This is a genomic window from Saccharothrix sp. DSM 118769 (assembly GCF_052936295.1).
The window spans coordinates 3,727,240-3,743,326 of the sequence record NZ_CP193627.1 but is presented as its reverse complement, the minus strand read 5'-3'; the positions used below and the strand labels follow the sequence as shown (position 1 = coordinate 3,743,326).

Below are 16,087 nucleotides of genomic sequence, written 5' to 3'. Positions count from 1 at the left end.
GCCGGGTCCCGGCGGGCGGCGCGCACCACTACGGTGGACCGATGCCCACGGTCAGGCAGTTCCAGGTCACCTTCGACTGCGCGGAACCCGAGCGCGTCGCCCGCTTCTGGTGCGAGGCGCTGGGGTACGTCGTCCCCCCGCCGCCGAAGGGGTTCGCCGCGTGGAGCGACTTCGACCACTCCCTGCCGCCCGCGAAGCGCGGTTCGGCGTTCGCCTGCGTCGACCCCTCGGGCGCGGGGCCGCGGCTGTTCTTCCAGCGCGTCCCCGAGGGCAAGGCCGTCAAGAACCGGCTGCACCTCGACGTGCGGGTCGGCACCGGGCTCCTGGGCGAGGAGCGCCGCGCCGCGCTGGAGGCCGAGTGCGCGCGGCTGGTCGCGCTCGGCGCGGTGCGCGTGCGGCTGCTGCTCGCCGACGAGGACAACGAGTCGTGCCTCGTGATGCGGGACGTCGAGGGCAACGAGTTCTGCCTCGACTGAGGGGCGGCACGCCCTAGGCTGGTGACCTTCCGGTGCGATGGGGCGGTGTCCATGCGCGAGCACGGCCCGGGACCGCTCGACGCGGTCCCGCCGACGACGCGGAACGAGGTCGTCGGCGTGGTCGGGTCGGTGGTGCAGGCGGGGTCGATCGGCGGCGACGTGCACGTCCACCCGGCCGGTCGACGGCCGCCCACGCCGCGGCAGCTGCCGCTCGCACCCGCGCGCTTCGTCGGGCGCGCTGCCGAGTCGGCCCGGCTGACCGAGGCGGTGACCGCCCCGGGCGGGGCCGCGCAGGTCGTCGCGCTGGCCGGTCCCGGCGGCATGGGCAAGACGTGGCTCGCGGTGCACTGGGCGCACCGGCACCTCGACCTGTTCCCGGACGGGCAGCTGTTCGTCGACCTGCGGGGCTTCGGCCCGGACGGCGAGCCGATGGAGACGGCGGTGGCCGTGCGGGGCTTCCTCGACGCCCTGGGCGTGGAACCCGGCGACATCCCGGCGGACCTGCACGCCCAGGCGGCGCTGTACCGCAGCCTGGTCGCGGACCGGCGGGTGCTGGTCGTGCTGGACAACGCCGCGACCGCCGAGCAGGTCGTCTCGCTGTTACCGGGCGGGAGGACGTGCACCGTGCTGGTCACCTGCCGCCGCGTGCTGACCTCCCTGATCAGCCGGTACGGCGCCCACCACGTGCGGCTGGACCCGCTGACCACCGGCGACGGCCACGTGCTGCTGACCGACTGGCTCGGCGCGGCGCGGGTCGCGGCCGAACCGGACGCGGCGGCGGAGCTGGTGGACCACTGCCGCGGCTTCGCCCTCGCCCTCGGGCTGGTCGCCGGGCGCGCCCACACCCACCCCCACGTGCCGCTGGCGCGGCTCGCCGCCGAGCTGCGGGAGATCGGGCTCGACGCCCTGGACGACGACGACCCCGCCGCGAGCCTGCCCACGGTGCTGTCCTGGTCCTACCGCGCCCTGCCCGCCGAGCAGCGGCGGGTGTTCGGCCTGCTGGGCGTCGCACCGGGTTTCGACACCGGCCTGCCCGTCGCGGCGAGCCTGACGGGGCTGACCCCGGCGCGGACCAGGCGCGTGCTGGGCGGCCTGGTGGAGGCGTCGTTGCTGGACCAGGACCCGCGCGGCCGGTACGCGATGCACGACCTGGTGCGCGCCTGCGCCGCGACCGTGGCCGACGAGGACGTCCCGGCCGACGAGCGGGACGCGGCGGTGCGGCGGGCGCTCGACCACCTCGTCCACACCGCCCTCGCCGCCGACCGGATCATCGCGCCCCACCGCCTGCCCGTCGTGGCCGAGCCGCCCGCGCCGGGCACGCAGGGCACCCCGCACGAGGACACCGCGTCGGCGCTGGCCTGGCTGGACGTCGAGCACGCCAACCTGCTGGCCGCGCAGCAGACCGCCGTGGCCGCCGGCCACCACCGGGTGGCCTGGCTGGTGGCGTGGTCGCTGGACGCCTTCCACGGTCGGCGCGGGCACCTGCGCGACCGCGTCACGACGTGGCGCGTCGCGCTGCGGGCCGCCGTCGACCCGACGACCCGCACCCGGGCCAACCGGTTCCTCGGCCGCGGCCTCGCGCACCTGGGGCAGCACGACGAGGCCGTCCGCCACCTGCACCGCGCGCTCGCCCTGGCCGAGCACCACCGCGACCCCGTCGAGCGGGCGCACACCCACCGGATGCTGTCGTGGGCCTGGCGGCAGCGCAACGAGTGGACGCACGCCCTGGAGCACGCCGGGTGGGCGCTGGAGCTGTTCCGCGTCCTCGACCAACCGGTCTGGGAGGCCGACGCGCTCAACCAGCTGGGCTGGCACGCCGCCCGGCTCGGCGACCACGACGCGGGCCGCGCGCACTGCCTGGCCGCCCTCGACCTGTACGACCGGCACCCGAACCCGGACGGCGAGGCGGCCGTGCTGGTCAGCCTGGGCTACCTCGACCACCACAGCGGCCACCACGAGCGGGCCGTCGAGCACTACCTGCGGGCGCTCGACCTGTACCGCGACCTGGGCAACACGTGCCTGTCCGCCGACGCGCTGGAGAACCTGGGCCACCCGTACGCCGCCCTGGGCCGCCTCGACGAGGCCCGCGGCCTGTGGGACCGGGCGCTGGAGCTGTACCGGCAGCAGGAGCGCCACGACGACGCCACCCGCGTCCGGGAGCTGCTGGGCGACGGCTGAGCCGCGCGCCGGCTCACGTGCCGGGGTTCACAGGCCGTGCCGCCGGTTGCCCGCCACCAGCTCGGCCACCCGCGCCTCGGCCTCGGCCGAGAACGGGTCCCGGTAGGCGTCGACCGCCCGGCGGGTGTCCTCGGCGACCAGGTCCGCGTTGACCTGCGCGCCGGCCGCGGCACCGGCCGCCGCCGCCGCGCCGACCTGGGCCGCGAGGTCGGCGACGTTGCCCGCGGCCCACACGCCGGGCACCTCGGTGCGGCCGGTCGCGTCGACCGCGACGTGCTCGCCCATCCCGGACGGGTGCGGCACGGGCCGCAGGCCGAGCGCCTCCAGGACACCGGCGCGGGCGACCATCCGACTGGCCACGGCGACGGTGTCGCGGGCGACGACCCCGCCGTCCGCGAGCCGCAGGCCGGTGATCCGGTCGTCGACGACCTCCAGGGACGCCACCTCGCCGGGCACCACCCGCACGCCCCGCGCGGCCAGCTGCTCCGCCTGCTCGTCGGTCGGCGCGGGCCCGGTGTGCGCGAACAGGACGACGTCGGCGCTCCACTGCCGGAACAGCAGCGCCTGGTGCACCGACATCGGACCGGTGGCCAGCACGCCGATGGCCCGGTCGCGGACCTCCCACCCGTGGCAGTACGGGCAGTGCACGACGTCGCGGCCCCACCGCTCGCGCAGCCCCGGCACGTCCGGCAGCTCGTCGACCAGCCCGGTCGCCACCAGCAGGCGACGCGCCCGGACCACGCGACCGCCGACCTCCACCGCGAACCCGTCGCCCTCCCGGACCGCCGCGCCCACCTCGCCCGCGACCACGTGCCCGCCGTAGCCGCGCACCTCCGCCCGACCGCGCTCCAGCAGTTCGGCCGGCGACACCCCTTCCCGGGCCAGCAACCCGTGCACCGCGTCGGCCGGGGCGTTGCGCGGCGAGCCCGCGTCCACCACCAGCACGGACCGCCGGGCGCGGGCGAGCATCAGCGCCCCGTTCAGCCCCGCGGCCCCGCCGCCGACCACCACCACGTCGTACCTGTCGAGCACCTGTCCGGTCACGTCGACCACCTCCTGCCGACCACGATGCGGGCAGGTGCGCGGGATCGGCAATCTTCGTTGCCGATATGGCAACTCGTCGACCGGGCGGGGTCAGGCGAACTCGGGCAGCCTGCGCGCGACCTCGGCGGGTGACGGCATGGCCGCGATCTCGCCGGCCAGGACCCGCGCGGCGTCGCGGTGCGACCGGTCGGCCAGCAGCGTGAGGGCGAGGTCGGCGACGGCGTCCGCGCCCCGCTCCCCCGGCGGCAGCAGCAGCCCGGCCCCCGAGGCGACGACGGCGTCGGCGTTGGCGAACTGGTCCGCCCCCTGCGGCAGCAGCAGTTGCGGCACGCCGACCGCGAGCGCGCCCAGGGTCGTGCCGCTGCCGCCGTGGTGCACCACCACGTCGACGTGCGGCAGTAGGTCGGCCTGCGGCACGCGGGCGCGGGCGGTGACCCGGGGCGGCAGGTCGCCGAGCCGGTCCGGGGGCACGTTGCCGGTGGCGACGACGACGTCCAGGCCCAGGGTCGCGAGGCCGCGGGCGGCGTCGGCGAGCGGTTCCGGGGCGCCGAACGCGGTGCCGAACGTGAGGTAGACCAGCGGGCGGGAGCCCCGGCGGGCGGGCAGCTCACCCGGTTCGGCGTGCGGCACCGGGCGCAGCGCGACGCGCTCCTCGGTGGCGAGGAAGTCCCGGTCCTGCAACGAGGGCGGGCAGATGTCGACGTGCGGCAGGCCGGGGACGGCGTCGGCGGGCCGGACGAGGCCGATGCCCTCGGGGAACAGGCGGCCGAACCCGTGCCACAGGCTCGGCACCCCGGCCCGGTGCGCGGCGACGGCCGCACCCGGCACGCCCCACCCGTGCACGACGAGGTCGGGTCGCAACCGGGCCAGCTCCGGTTCGAGGTCCTCGGCGTACACCTCGTAGAAGGAGTCCGCCGGGCGGAAGGGCCGCAGCCCTTGAGCGGCCAGCACCGCGTGCACCGCGTCGCCGGCGGCCCAGTGCACCTCGTGCCCGGCCTCCCGTGCGGCGACGGCGAGCGGGATGGACGGGTAGGTGTGGCCGACCGAGGCGAGACCGGCGAACAGCACGCGCATCGCCGGAACCTACCGCGCCGTCCTCCCCGCCCCGTGCCCGCCGGCCCGATCCGACGGCGGCGCGGCGTGGTCTAACGGGAGCGCGGGGGCCTTCGTCGTCTACTCGCCGGTCTTCTTGGCCGACAGCAGGATCTCGGTCGAGCAGTCGACCTCCTGGCCGGCCGGGACGCTCTGCGCGGTGGTGGTCCAGTTCCGGTCCACCACCAGCACGCGGCCCTGGCCGGTCGCGTCCTCCTCGCGGAGCATGAACAGGCCCGCGGCCTGCATGGTGTCCTGCGCCGTCTGGTGGACCATGCCGACCACCTGGGGCACGGTGCACGTCTTCGCGGCCGGGGCCTGCGCGGCTGTCGTGGCGGCGGGCGGCGTGGTCGTGGCCTGGACGGGGGCCGTCTCGGACGCCGGTGCCGGTGCCGGTGCCGCGCTCTGGGCTGCGGGCGACGGGGCAGAACAGCCGGTCAGCGCGGCAGCGGCCAGCGCGGCCAGCGCGGCCAGCGCGACTAAGCGGATCTTCACGGAACTCCTCCTGGGGTGCGTTCGACTGGATGTCGCAACCTCTCGGTTGTGCGTTACTCCGCATGTACGCAACAAGGCCCCCGTGCCTGCCCTCTCCGGGCGGGCACGGGGGCCTCGTCATGCGTCAGTTGGTCGTGACGTCCTCTGCCGGCCCCGGGTCGGGCACCGCGGTGCCGGGCAGCCACTGCGGCCGCACCGGCGGGAGCACGGCGTCGGGCAGCAGGCGGCCGACGAGCCGGTAGTAGCTGATCCACGCCTCCGGCGCGGTGCAGCCGATCGGCGGCCAGTCGTCCCGGGCCTGCTCGCGCACCTGCGCGATGATCGGCCGCATGGCGTCGAGCACCTCGTGGGTCGCCTCCGGGTGGAGCTGCACGTCGATGTTCGACTCCTCGTGGCCGGCGGCACGCTCCTCGTCCACGGCCTCGCGCACCGCCCCGGCGAACTCGGTCGGGGTGGGCCGGTCAGCCCTCGGCGTCGCCGCGCTCCACGGCCTTCAGCACGAGGTCGTACAGCGCCGCCGATGCCTTGTCGGCGGCGCTGCTCTTCGCCAGGGCGTCACGGTCGGCCTTCGCCTGGTCGATGTCCGCCTGGTCGTCGGCGGGGATCTCGCGGGGCACGGTCGACGTCCTTCCGGTTGGTGGAGGTGGAACCGCGCCCGGCCCGGGAGAGAGGGGCGGGGCTGGATCTCCGGGTGAAGTACCTCAAGCCGGTCACGGCCGCGTCGGGCACGGTGCGCTGCGACGGTTCCGTGCTGTCGAGGGGCACGCGGACGGCACTGGCGCAGGCGCAGCTGTTCGACGAGTCCGGCCGCCGGCCGGGTCGACCGGTCCGGGCGGTCGCGCGGCCCCACGATCGGGCGGTCGGAGGTGAGTTCCGGCGTCCAGCGGGTACGCCTCGGCCGATCCACGCCACCCGCACACCTGGAGAGCCGATGTCAGACCTGAGGACCGCCGTCGTCTACTACTCCGCCACCGGCAGCGTGCACGCCATGGCGCAGGCCGCGGCGCGGGCCGCCGAGGAGGCGGGGTCGGAGGTGCGGTTGCGGAAGGTGCGGGAACTCGCGCCGGAGGAGGCGATCGCCAGCAACGAGGGGTGGGCCGCCCACGCCCGGCAGACGCAGGACCTGCCCGAGGCGGAGTTGGCCGACCTGGAGTGGGCCGACCTGCTGGTCTTCGGCGCGCCCACCCGGTTCGGGATGCCCGCGGCGCAGCTCAAGCAGTTCCTGGACACCACGGGGCCGCTGTGGGCGGCGGGCAAGCTGGTCGACAAGGTGGCGACGTCGTTCACCTCGGCGGCCACCGCGCACGGCGGCCAGGAGACCACCATCACCGCCCTCAACAACACCTTCTACCACTGGGGCTGCGTCATCGTGCCGCCCGGTTACGCCGACCCGATCCAGTTCCAGGCGGGCAACCCCTACGGCTCCAGCCACGTGTCCGACAACGGCCGGACGCCGCCCGGGCAGGTCGAGCTGGACGCCGTGTCGTTCCAGGTCCGCCGCGCGGTGCGCCTGGCCCGCGCGCTCAAGGCGGGTCTCGCGTCGGCGTGACCGGCGGCCGTCCCGAAGGTGGTGATTGACAACCCGGACGGCGCGCGATCAGCCTGGGAGCGCTCCCTGACATCGTCGTCGCAGAGGACACACCACCATGAGACCGCGCGCCACCCTGCTCGTCCTCGCCCTGGCCGCCGCGTCCCTCGCCGCGCCGGCCGTCCTCGCCGCGCCGGCCGTGCGGGCGCAGGACGACCCCGGCGTCCGCGTCGCGGTCAACGCGCGGGCCGGGCTGGAGGGCGTCGACGACGCCGCGATCGGGGTGAACCACGCGATCTGGGACGCCCAGCTCGGCACGCCCGAGGTCGCCGACCTGCTGGAGGACGCCGGGGTGGGCGCGATGCGCTACCCCGGCGGGTCCTACTCGGACATCTACCACTGGCGCGACCACACCGCGCCCGGCGGGTACGTCGCGCCGAACACCGACTTCGACGCGTTCATGGCGGGCGTGCGGCGGGCCGGGGCGCAGGCGGTGGTGACGGCCAACTACGGCACCGGCACGCCCGCCGAGGCGGCCGAGTGGGTGCGCTACGCCAACGTCACCAAGGGCTACGGCGTGAAGCACTGGGAGATCGGCAACGAGCTGTACGGCAACGGGCACTACGGCTCCCGGTGGGAGGCCGACGACCACCCGGACAAGAGCCCGGCCCAGTACGCGGCGCTGGTCGTGGAGTACGCGCGGGCGATGAAGGCGGTCGACCCGACGATCCGGGTGGGCGCGGTGCTCACCACGCCCGGCGACTGGCCGGACGGCATCGTGGCGGCGGGCGACGCGGGCACCTGGAACCAGGTGGTGCTGTCGACCGCGGGGCCGGAGGTCGACTTCGTCGTGCTGCACTGGTACCCCACCGGCGCGACCGGGGCCGAGGTGCTGACCAAGACCGACCGGGTGCCGGAGGTGCTGCGCTCGACGCGCGGGCAGGTCGCCCGGTACGCGGGCAAGGAGCTGGGCATCGCGCTGACCGAGGTGAACACCTCGTACGGCCGCAACACCCAGCCCGGCGCGCTGTTCGCGGCCGACGCCTACGCGTCCCTGCTGGCGCACGGCGCGTTCACGGTGGACTGGTGGAACGTGCACAACGGCATCGGCACCGTCTCCACCATCGGCGGGCAGACCGACTTCGACGACTTCGGCCTGCTCTCCAGCGGCAACTGCACCGCCGACGGCGCGGTGTGCCAGCCGGCGCTGAACACGCCGTTCGCGCCGTACCACGGGCTGGCCATGACCTCGCGGTTCGTCCGCCCCGGGGACCGGTTCGTCGCGGCGGCGGCGTCCGACCCGCTGGTGCGGGCGCACGCGGCCCGGCGCCCCGACGGCGGCCTGGCCGTGCTGCTGGTCAACCAGGACCCGGCGGCGGCCAAGCCGGTCACCCTGGACTACGCCGGGTACGCGCCCGCCGCGCGGGCGGAGGTGCTGTCGTTCGCCAACGGCGACGCGGGCATCACCACGTCGACCGGCGAGGCCGGTTCGGTGACCCTCCCGCCGCACTCGCTGACCACGCTCGTCCTGCGCCCGTCGGCGCCGGTCGCGGGTCCGGCGTCGCCCGACCGCCCGGCGGTCGGCGCGGTCACCGACCGCACGGCCACCCTCACCTGGCCCGCGCCCGCGCCGGGCGTCAAGTACGAGGTGCACCGGCAGCGCGGCGCGGCGACCGAGCAGTGGGGCGAGACGACGGGCGGCTCGTTCACCGCGCGCAACCTGTCCCCCGGCACCCGCTACACGGTCAACCTGGTCGCCCGCGACGGCGCCGGGCGGGTCTCGTGGGCCTCGCCGCCGCTGACCTTCACCACGTCCACGCCCACCGCGGCGGAGTGCGCGGTCACCCTGACCGACACCGCGAACTGGGGCAACGGCTTCGTCGGCAGCGTGGACGTCACCAACACCGACGACGAGGCGCTGCACGGCTGGACCCTCGCCTTCGACTGGCCGACGCCGTGGCAGCAGGTGGGCAGCGGGTGGAACGCCACGTGGGAGCAGACGGGCACGGCGGTGCGCGTCCGCTCGGACCAGGTGCTGGCACCGGGGGCCACGGTGAACACCGGTTTCGTCGGCGCCTACCAGGGCCCGAACACCCCGCCGGCGGTGTTCACGCTCAACGGCCGGACCTGCACCACGCGCTGAGCCGACCCCGACGGCGTGCGACGCCGCCCACCCTCCACCCACTTTCTGGCACGCCATGCCATAAAGTGGGTGGAGGGCGACCGCCCCATCGGGCGAGGGGAACGGAGCGCGACATGGGCGACAGCGGGTTGGGCGGCAGCAGCGTGATCGTCACCGGGGCCGGGTCCGGCATCGGGCGGGCGGCGGCGGTGCGGTTCGCCGCCGAGGGCGCCCGCGTGGTGGTCGCGGACCTGGACGGGGCACGGGCGGGGGCGGTGGTCGAGGAGATCACCTCGACCGGCGGGACCGCGGTGGCGGTGGTGGGCGACCTGGCCGAGCAGGACGTGGTCGACCGGGTCGTGGCGACCGCCGTCGAGGAGTTCGGCGGGGTGGACGTGCTGGTCAACAACGCCGGGGTGATGGACTCGATGACCGCCGCGGCCGACGTCACCGACGCCGAGTGGGAGCGGGTCGTCCGGGTCAACCTGACCGCGCCGTTCCTGCTCAGCCGGGCCGTCGTGCCGCACATGCTGGCCAGGGGCAAGGGCGCGATCGTCAACACCGCGTCCGAGGCCGCCCTGCGCGGCAGCGCGGCGGGCACCGCCTACACCGCCTCCAAGCACGGCGTGGTCGGCCTGACCAAGTCGCTGGCCGTCATGTACCGCGCCCACGGCATCCGCACGAACGCCATCGCGCCCGGCGCGACCCGCACGGCCATCCTCTCGGCCCCGCCCGCCCCCGGCCACGGCCCGGCGGCCCTCGCGCCCTACACCGCCAACTACGGCCGCGTGTCGGAGGCCGAGGAGCAGGCCGCGGCGATCGTGTTCCTCGCCTCGGACGCGGCGAGCAACGTCAACGGCGTGGTCCTGCCGGTCGACAACGGGTGGGCCGCGGTCTAGCCACGACTCGTGGGCCGCGGTCCAGCCGCGACGGGTGGGCCGCGGTCTAGCCGAACGCGCGCACCGCGGTCCGCAGCGCCTCGCGGACGGTCCGCAGCAGGCCGTCCGCGTCGTCGTCCCCGGCACGCCGGGCGTGGTGCTCGACGGCGGCGCGCAGGGCCGCGTTGACCATCGCCGCGCCCACCGCCACGTGCAGGTCGTCGGGCGACGAGCCGGTCGACCGGGCGAGCGCGGCGGCGAAGGCGGCCTCGGCGTCGTCGTGCGCCTGCAACCACACGCCGCGCAGGCCCGGGTCGGTCCGCGCCAGCCGCACCAGGCCCAGCGTGGTCGGCACGTCGCCGAGCGGCTCGCGCGCGGCGCCGGTCACCTCGGCCACGACGGCGTCCACGTCCTGCCCCGGCCGCCACGACGCCAGGGCGGAGGCCAGCACGTCGGTCGCCGCGGTGAGCAGCGGCCGGACGCAGTTCTCCTTGGACGTGCAGTAGCGCCAGAACGTGCGCGGCGAGATGCCCGCGGCGGCGGCGATGTCCTCGACGGACGTGGCGGCCACGCCCTTCTCGGTGAACAGGCGCACGGCGGCGCGGGCGATCTCCAGCCGCACCTGCGCCCGGCGCCCCTCGCTCAACGGCGGACGCCCCGTCCGCGCACCGCTCCGCACCAGGTCAGCCTACTGGTCGGCACGCCGCGCCCCCGCGACGCGGCGTGCCGGGGGGCGCTCACCAGGCGACGGGCAGCTCGTACACCCCGTAGACGAACCCGTCGTGCTTGAACGGGACGTCCTCGAAGTCGGCGGCCAGCCGCAGGTCCGGCACGCGCCGGTACAGCGTGCGGTAGACGACCTCCAGCTCCAGCCGGGCCAGCGGCTGCCCGAGGCACTGGTGCACGCCGAACCCGAACGCCACGTGGTGGCGGGCCTGGCGGGTGATGTCGAGGCGGTCGGGGTCCGGGAACGCCTCCGGGTCGCGGTTGGCGATCTCGTTGGGCAGCACGAAGCCCTCGCCCGCCTTGACCGGGCAGCCGGCGACCTCCATGTCCTCCCGCGCGAACCGGCGGCGCCCGCCGTGCGTGATGTTGAGGTAGCGCAGCAGCTCCTCCACCGCGCGGGTGGCCGTGGTCGGGTCGTCGGAGTCGCGCAGCAGCGCCAGCTGGTCGGGGTGGCGCAGCAGCAGCAACGTGCTCAGGGCGATCATGTTGGCGGTCGTCTCGTGCCCCGCGATGAGCAGCAGCACGGCCATCTGGGTGGCCTCGGGCACCGTCAGGTCGCCCGACCCGACCTTCTCGCCGAGGCGGGACAGCAGGTCGTCGCCGGGGTGCTCCACCTTCGCGGCGACCAGGCCGCCGAGGTACCGGCCCAGCTCGCCCATGGCCTCCGCCCGCTCCTCCGGGGTGGAGCCGCGGTTGATGATGGTCCTGCTGTTGCGCTGGAAGAAGTCGTGATCGGCGTAGGGCACGTCGAGCAGCTCGCAGATCACCAGCGACGGCACCGGCAGCGCGAACGCCTCCACCAGGTCGGTCGGGTTCGGCCCGGCGAGCATCGCGTCCAGCGCGTCGTCGACGATCCTCTGCACCATCGGCCGCATGGCCTCGACCTTCTTCACCGCGAACGCGGCGCCGACCATCCGCCGCAGCCGGGCGTGCTCGGGGTCGTCCATGCCGATGAAGCTCAGCGTCCCGCCGGGGCCCGGGGCCTGGCGCGGGTACGTCGGGTGGGTCATGTCGGCGCTCACCCGCGGGTCGGCGAGCACCGCTCGCTGCTCGGCGAAGCGGGTGACCAGCCACGGCGTGCTGCCGTCCCACAGCCGCACGCGGGTCATGGGTCCGCGCTCCTGCAACGCCCGCAGCTCGGGCGGCGGGTCGAAGGGGCACCCCTCGGCCCGGGGCATGGGGTACTCGGGTGCCTCGACGGGGTCCGTCGTGCTCGTCATCGCTGTCCTTCCGGGGGACCTGGTGGCGGGGGCCAGAAAGTGACGGGAGTGGCGGGGGTCAGAAGTCGGCCTTCTCGACCTCGCCGGCGGTCACGTGCGAGCCGGTGAAGTCGCGCAGCTGCCCGAGGAGCCGCTGCCGCAGCTGCCGGGCCTGCTTGGGCATGTTCCAGCCGAGGACGCCGACGGCCTCGCCGCCGCGCTCGTAGAGGGCGACGAACCGGCGCGCGGCCACGTCACCGTCCACGACGGACACCGTCGCGCCGGGCGTGAGCACGCCGTGGACCTGGAGCCGGGCGTCGAACTGGTCGGTCCAGAAGTACGGCACCGGGGCGTAGGGGCGTCCCGCGCCCAGGACGTCGTCGGCCACCGCCGTGGCCTGCTCGGTGGCGTTCGTGCGGTTCTCCAGCCGGAGCGGGCCGCCCAGTCCCTCGTGGTGCCAGCGGGCCACGTCGCCCACCGCGTAGACGCCGTCGGCGGCGCGGCACCGCGCGTCGCACACCACGCCGTTGTCCAGCACGAGGCCGCTGTCGGCCAGCCACCCCGTGTTGGGGACCGCGCCGAGGGCCACCACGACCAGGTCGGCGGGCAGCACGTCGCCGGTGTCCAGCCGCACGCCGGTGACCCGCCCGTCCCGCGACTCCAGGCCGAGCACGGCCGCCCCGAGGCGCAGCCGCACGCCGCGCTCGCGGTGCACGTCGGCGAGCACGCCCGACACCAGCGGGCCGAGCTGGGCCTCCAGCGGCGCGCGCTGCGGGCCGGCCAGCGTGACGTCCAGGCCCAGGCCGCGCGCGGTGGCGGCGACCTCCGCGCCGAGCACGCCGTCGCCGACGACGACCAGCCGCCCGCCGGCGAGCAGCGCGGCCCGCAGCGCCAGGGCGTCGTCCAGGGTGCGCAGCACGTGCACCCCGGCCACCCCGGCCTGGTCGGGCAGCACCCTGGGCCGCACGCCGGTCGCCAGCACCACGGCGCCGGCCCGCAGCACGGCCCCGGACGCGGTGCGGACCTCGCGCGCCACCGGGTCGAGCGACACCGCCGGGTCGCCCAGCAGGAACGTCGCACCGAGCCCGTCGAGCAGGTCCTGCCCGCGCAGCCGCGCGCGTTCGGGCTCCCACGTGCCGGCCAGCACCTGCTTGGACAGCGGCGGCCGGTCGTAGGGCGGGTGCGGCTCGTCGCCCAGCAGGGTGATCCCGCCGGTGTAGCCCTTGCGCCGCAACGCCTCCGCCGTCGAGAGACCGGCGGCGGAGGCGCCGACGACCAGGACGTCGGGTGGTGGGGTCACGCCCCCTCGCCCAGCGCGATCGCCGCCGCCGGGCACACGCCCGCGGCCTCGCGCACCGCCGCGTGCAGGTGCTCGGCCGGTTCGGCGTCGAGCAGCACCACGACGCCGTCCTCGTCGCGCTGGTCGAACACGTCCGGCGCCGCCAGGACGCACGAGCCCGCGCCGCAGCACTTGTCCTCGTCCACGGTGACCTTCATCTGCTGTGCTCCTCCGTTGTTCGCGCGCTCACGCGCCGGTCGGGGTGACCGGCGCGAGCAACAGGCCGACGATCGCGTCGACGAGCCCGGTGGTCGTGTCGTCCCAGTCGGACTTCAGGGCGGGCGACCCGGCCGCCGCCGCCTCGCGCTCGGCCAGCGTGTGGGTGATGAGGTTGCGGGCCATCGCGCCGCGCTCCAGGTGCACCGGCAGCGGCAGGGTCGGCAGGCAGCGGTTGAGCCCCTCGACGATCCGCCGCATCGGTTCGGTGGACAGCGCCTCGTCGACCGTGATCTGCCGCAGGCCGGGGTCGGTCATCACCTGCGCGCTGAACCGCGCGAACCAGGTGGGGTCGCCCAGCGAGGCCAGGTGCTCGGTGTACGGGCGCACCAGGCAGGCCACCCAGTCGCGCGGGTCGCGGCTGTGCGCGACCTCGGCGAGCATCCGCTCGCGCACCCGTTCCATCGGCTCGGCGTGCCGGCGCACGATGGCGCGCACCAGGTCGGCCTTGGTGCCGAAGTGGTAGCCGACGGCGAAGTTGTTGCCCTGCCCGGCGGCCTCGCCGACCTGCCGGTTGGACACCGCGTAGACGCCGTGCTCGGCGAACAGCCGCTCGGCCGCCGCCAGGATCAGCTCCCGCGTCTCCGCCGCCCGGTTGCCCGTGGTCACCACCGCACCCCACCGCCGTCGCCTGTTGAGTCAATCGACTGACTTAAGCACGGCGACGCGGTCCGGCGCAACGCGCTGTGACGGATCGGCTGCGGAGCGAGCGCGTCAGCGGGACGCGGTCGACGGCGCCGTCCACAGCCCGGTGATCGCGTCGACCAGGCCGGTCGCGGTCTCGTCCCAGGTGCGCCTGGGCGTGTCGGAGCCCTCGGCGAGGGCGCGTTCCCGTTCGGCGCAGACTTGCACGATCAGGTGACGGACCATGTGCGCGCGATCGGTCCGCACGGAGTCGGGCACGTCGGGCAGGCACGCGCGCAGCCGGTCGAGCACCCGGCGCAGCGACGGTTCGGCCAGCGACTCCTCGTCCATGATCGACCGGAACGCGGGGTCGGTCGTCACCTGCGCGCCGAACCGCGCGAACCAGGTGGGGTCGCCCAGCGAGGCCAGGTGCGCGGTCACCGGGCGCACCAGGCAGTTCACCCAGTCGCGCAAGTCGTCGGACCCGGCGACGTCCTCGACCATCGCCCGGCGCAGCGCCTCGATCGGCTCGGTGTGCCGCCGCACGACGGCGCGCACGAGGTCGGCCTTGGTGCCGAAGTGGTAGCCGACGGCCGCGTTGTTGCCCTGCCCGGCGGCGGCGCTGATCTGCCGGTTGGACACCGCGTACAACCCCTGCTCGGCGAACAACCGCTCCGCCGTGGTGAGGATCTGCTGCCGCGTCGCGCCGACCTGCTCGGCCCTCGGGGTCCTGCCCACCTCCGTCACCACGCGCACCACCGTACAGGCCGTGCGCCTGCCCCGAGGGACATCGCGACTGCGCCACCCGGGCGACCCCTGCCCCGTTCCCGCCCCGGGTAGGGGATGTCCGCTCCTACCCTGCCGACAGGTAACGAGGGGAGGGCCCCGTGTCCGGACCGGAACGACCCACGTCCTACAACACCATTCCCGGCACTGTGCACGGCAACGTCGTGCAGGGCGCGTCGGTGGGGGACGTGCACTTCCACTACCCCGTGCCGACCCACCGCGACCCGTCGCTGGCCCTGGCCGGGGGCGTGGTGGTGGTGGCCGGGCTCGGCCTGCTGGCACCGCTCGTGCTGCTGGGCGCTTTGCTCCTGTCCTCGGGGTTGAACCCCAAGTCCACGTTGAGGTCGCTGTTCGGCGGCGTGCTGCCGTTGTGGGGCAACATCGTGGTGCTGCTGGTGGTCGGCTACCTCGCCGTCAACCTGCTCCACACGGGGTGGGACCTGGTGGGGCGGCGACACCAGGCGTGGCGGCGGGACTCGTTCGCCGGGCAGTCCTCGCTGTGGCTGTCGCTGCTGGTCCCGGTGCTGGCGCTCGCGGGGGCGTTCGACTGGGCCGACGAGATTAGCGTGGCCCTGGTCGTGGTGGTCGCGGGCGCGGGCGCGGCGGCGCTCGTGGCGGCGGCGCGGGCGTGCACGGGCGGTGCGGGACGTCGACCGGGCCTCGCCGTGGCGGCGGGCGCGGGTGCGGCGCTGTGGTTCGGGCCGGAGTTGTGGGTGCTGTGGGCCTTGTCCGGCGCGCCGCTGCCGTGGCGGGTGGCGGGAACGCTGGCGCTGTCCTGCGGCGTGGCCGTGCCCGTGCTGGCCGTCGTCGCCGTGCCGGCGGTGCGCGGTGCGGCGGTGCTGCGCGGGTGGGCGTTCGGGATCGTGCTCGTCAGCGCGTTGGGCCTGGCCATGTCGGACTGGATCTCGTCCGAGGTCTCACCGCTCCCCCTCTTCGCGTCGCCGGTGGGCGCGGTGCTGATGGTGCTGGTGGTGTCCTCGCTGCTCACGAAAGGCGCGAAGCGGGCGGTCGACGGGCCGGGAAGTGCGGCAGACCCCGGTTGAACGCGTTCGGCTGCCCGACGTTCGTCACGTGACCGGCCCGGTCGACCACGGCCGCCGACCCGTGCGGTGCGAGCAAGACCGCGGTGGCGTGGGGGACGGGCCGGAACTCGGGCTCCGCGCCCGCCACGAACAGCGCCGTACCGCGCGGCACGCGCTTGGATCGTGTTGCCGACCGTCGAACCGCCGACGAGCGTCGCCCCGCGCAGGTCCGGTCCTTCGTGGACGGCGCGCACGTCGCGGGCCCGGCGGTCCACGAGCACGCGGTAGCCGTGCGCCACGGGGCGGGCGCCTGGTAGCGCCACGACGTCGCGGGTGCGGTGAGCCCGGTCGGCGGCACGACC

General features: G+C 75.6%; 17 protein-coding genes. 6 read left to right on the top strand and 11 right to left on the bottom strand.

Annotated features, from left to right (window positions below):
- Nucleotides 1-41: 41 nt before the first annotated feature.
- Nucleotides 42-476 carry a VOC family protein gene (locus ACRAKJ_RS16385; protein WP_438923032.1) on the top strand — a complete coding sequence of 145 codons (435 nt, stop codon included), beginning with the start codon at nt 42-44 and terminating at the stop codon, nt 474-476.
- A gap of 51 nt (nt 477-527) precedes the next feature.
- A complete protein-coding gene (locus tag ACRAKJ_RS16380; RefSeq protein WP_438923060.1) occupies nt 528-2,654 on the top strand; it encodes a tetratricopeptide repeat protein in 2,127 nt (708 codons plus the stop codon).
- A 27-nt stretch (nt 2,655-2,681) separates the two neighbouring features.
- Here the strand turns inward: ACRAKJ_RS16380 and ACRAKJ_RS16375 are convergent, their stop codons facing one another.
- The 5 genes from ACRAKJ_RS16375 to ACRAKJ_RS16355 all read right to left on the bottom strand — a co-directional run bounded on the left by ACRAKJ_RS16375 (nt 2,682) and on the right by ACRAKJ_RS16355 (nt 5,902).
- Nucleotides 2,682-3,698, bottom strand: coding sequence for an FAD-dependent oxidoreductase (locus tag ACRAKJ_RS16375; RefSeq protein WP_438923031.1), 1,017 nt, complete (start codon nt 3,696-3,698; stop codon nt 2,682-2,684).
- Nucleotides 3,699-3,788: 90 nt separating this feature from the next.
- Entirely contained in the window at nt 3,789-4,772 is a 984-nt protein-coding gene (locus tag ACRAKJ_RS16370; protein WP_438923030.1) for a nucleotide disphospho-sugar-binding domain-containing protein, read from the bottom strand.
- 99 nt (nt 4,773-4,871) lie between these two features.
- The gene (locus ACRAKJ_RS16365; protein ID WP_438923029.1) at nt 4,872-5,285 is read right to left on the bottom strand and encodes a PASTA domain-containing protein; all 414 of its coding nucleotides are present in this window, start codon (nt 5,283-5,285) and stop codon (nt 4,872-4,874) included.
- Nucleotides 5,286-5,409: 124 nt separating this feature from the next.
- Nucleotides 5,410-5,703, bottom strand: coding sequence for a hypothetical protein (locus ACRAKJ_RS16360; RefSeq protein ID WP_438923028.1), 294 nt, complete (start codon nt 5,701-5,703; stop codon nt 5,410-5,412).
- Nucleotides 5,704-5,746: 43 nt separating this feature from the next.
- The gene (locus ACRAKJ_RS16355; protein WP_438923027.1) at nt 5,747-5,902 is read right to left on the bottom strand and encodes a hypothetical protein; all 156 of its coding nucleotides are present in this window, start codon (nt 5,900-5,902) and stop codon (nt 5,747-5,749) included.
- 314 nt (nt 5,903-6,216) lie between these two features.
- On the opposite strand from ACRAKJ_RS16355, the gene wrbA reads away from it, so the two are divergent.
- The 3 genes from wrbA (at nt 6,217) to ACRAKJ_RS16340 (ending at nt 9,834) form a co-directional block, all read left to right on the top strand.
- Entirely contained in the window at nt 6,217-6,834 is a 618-nt protein-coding gene (gene wrbA / locus ACRAKJ_RS16350) for an NAD(P)H:quinone oxidoreductase (RefSeq protein WP_438923026.1), read from the top strand.
- A gap of 97 nt (nt 6,835-6,931) precedes the next feature.
- Nucleotides 6,932-8,956: a cellulose binding domain-containing protein gene (locus ACRAKJ_RS16345; RefSeq protein WP_438923025.1), complete on the top strand. Its 2,025-nt coding sequence runs from the start codon at nt 6,932-6,934 to the stop codon at nt 8,954-8,956.
- A gap of 113 nt (nt 8,957-9,069) precedes the next feature.
- Nucleotides 9,070-9,834 (top strand): glucose 1-dehydrogenase, encoded by a 765-nt coding sequence (locus ACRAKJ_RS16340; protein ID WP_438923024.1) that lies wholly within the window; start codon nt 9,070-9,072, stop codon nt 9,832-9,834.
- Nucleotides 9,835-9,880: 46 nt separating this feature from the next.
- Here ACRAKJ_RS16340 and ACRAKJ_RS16335 read toward each other — a convergent pair whose 3' ends face one another.
- The 6 genes from ACRAKJ_RS16335 to ACRAKJ_RS16310 form a co-directional block, all read right to left on the bottom strand.
- The gene (locus ACRAKJ_RS16335; protein WP_438923023.1) at nt 9,881-10,492 is read right to left on the bottom strand and encodes a TetR family transcriptional regulator; all 612 of its coding nucleotides are present in this window, start codon (nt 10,490-10,492) and stop codon (nt 9,881-9,883) included.
- A 58-nt stretch (nt 10,493-10,550) separates the two neighbouring features.
- Nucleotides 10,551-11,759 carry a cytochrome P450 gene (locus ACRAKJ_RS16330; protein ID WP_438923022.1) on the bottom strand — a complete coding sequence of 403 codons (1,209 nt, stop codon included), beginning with the start codon at nt 11,757-11,759 and terminating at the stop codon, nt 10,551-10,553.
- A 58-nt stretch (nt 11,760-11,817) separates the two neighbouring features.
- Nucleotides 11,818-13,038 carry an FAD-dependent oxidoreductase gene (locus tag ACRAKJ_RS16325; protein ID WP_438923021.1) on the bottom strand — a complete coding sequence of 407 codons (1,221 nt, stop codon included), beginning with the start codon at nt 13,036-13,038 and terminating at the stop codon, nt 11,818-11,820.
- A complete protein-coding gene (locus ACRAKJ_RS16320; protein ID WP_316037595.1) occupies nt 13,035-13,235 on the bottom strand; it encodes a ferredoxin in 201 nt (66 codons plus the stop codon). Before ACRAKJ_RS16320 ends, ACRAKJ_RS16325 begins: the two co-directional genes overlap by 4 nt.
- Before the next feature lie 28 nt (nt 13,236-13,263).
- Nucleotides 13,264-13,905, bottom strand: coding sequence for a TetR family transcriptional regulator (locus ACRAKJ_RS16315; protein ID WP_438923020.1), 642 nt, complete (start codon nt 13,903-13,905; stop codon nt 13,264-13,266).
- A 102-nt stretch (nt 13,906-14,007) separates the two neighbouring features.
- Nucleotides 14,008-14,667 (bottom strand): TetR family transcriptional regulator, encoded by a 660-nt coding sequence (locus ACRAKJ_RS16310; protein WP_438923019.1) that lies wholly within the window; start codon nt 14,665-14,667, stop codon nt 14,008-14,010.
- A gap of 137 nt (nt 14,668-14,804) precedes the next feature.
- On the opposite strand from ACRAKJ_RS16310, the gene ACRAKJ_RS16305 reads away from it, so the two are divergent.
- The gene (locus tag ACRAKJ_RS16305) at nt 14,805-15,746 is read left to right on the top strand and encodes a hypothetical protein (protein WP_438923018.1); all 942 of its coding nucleotides are present in this window, start codon (nt 14,805-14,807) and stop codon (nt 15,744-15,746) included.
- Nucleotides 15,747-16,087: the final 341 nt, after the last annotated feature.

Excerpts from the sequence above, each read along its gene's own strand:
- wrbA (WP_438923026.1), top strand. The coding sequence starts at position 6,217 with ATGTCAGACCTGAGGACCGCCGTCGTCTACTACTCCGCCACCGGCAGC.
- ACRAKJ_RS16330 (WP_438923022.1), bottom strand. The coding sequence starts at position 11,759 with ATGACGAGCACGACGGACCCCGTCGAGGCACCCGAGTACCCCATGCCC.
- ACRAKJ_RS16340 (WP_438923024.1), top strand. The coding sequence starts at position 9,070 with ATGGGCGACAGCGGGTTGGGCGGCAGCAGCGTGATCGTCACCGGGGCC.
- ACRAKJ_RS16385 (WP_438923032.1), top strand. The coding sequence starts at position 42 with ATGCCCACGGTCAGGCAGTTCCAGGTCACCTTCGACTGCGCGGAACCC.
- ACRAKJ_RS16370 (WP_438923030.1), bottom strand. The coding sequence starts at position 4,772 with ATGCGCGTGCTGTTCGCCGGTCTCGCCTCGGTCGGCCACACCTACCCG.
- ACRAKJ_RS16380 (WP_438923060.1), top strand. The coding sequence starts at position 528 with ATGCGCGAGCACGGCCCGGGACCGCTCGACGCGGTCCCGCCGACGACG.
- ACRAKJ_RS16320 (WP_316037595.1), bottom strand. The coding sequence starts at position 13,235 with ATGAAGGTCACCGTGGACGAGGACAAGTGCTGCGGCGCGGGCTCGTGC.
- ACRAKJ_RS16345 (WP_438923025.1), top strand. The coding sequence starts at position 6,932 with ATGAGACCGCGCGCCACCCTGCTCGTCCTCGCCCTGGCCGCCGCGTCC.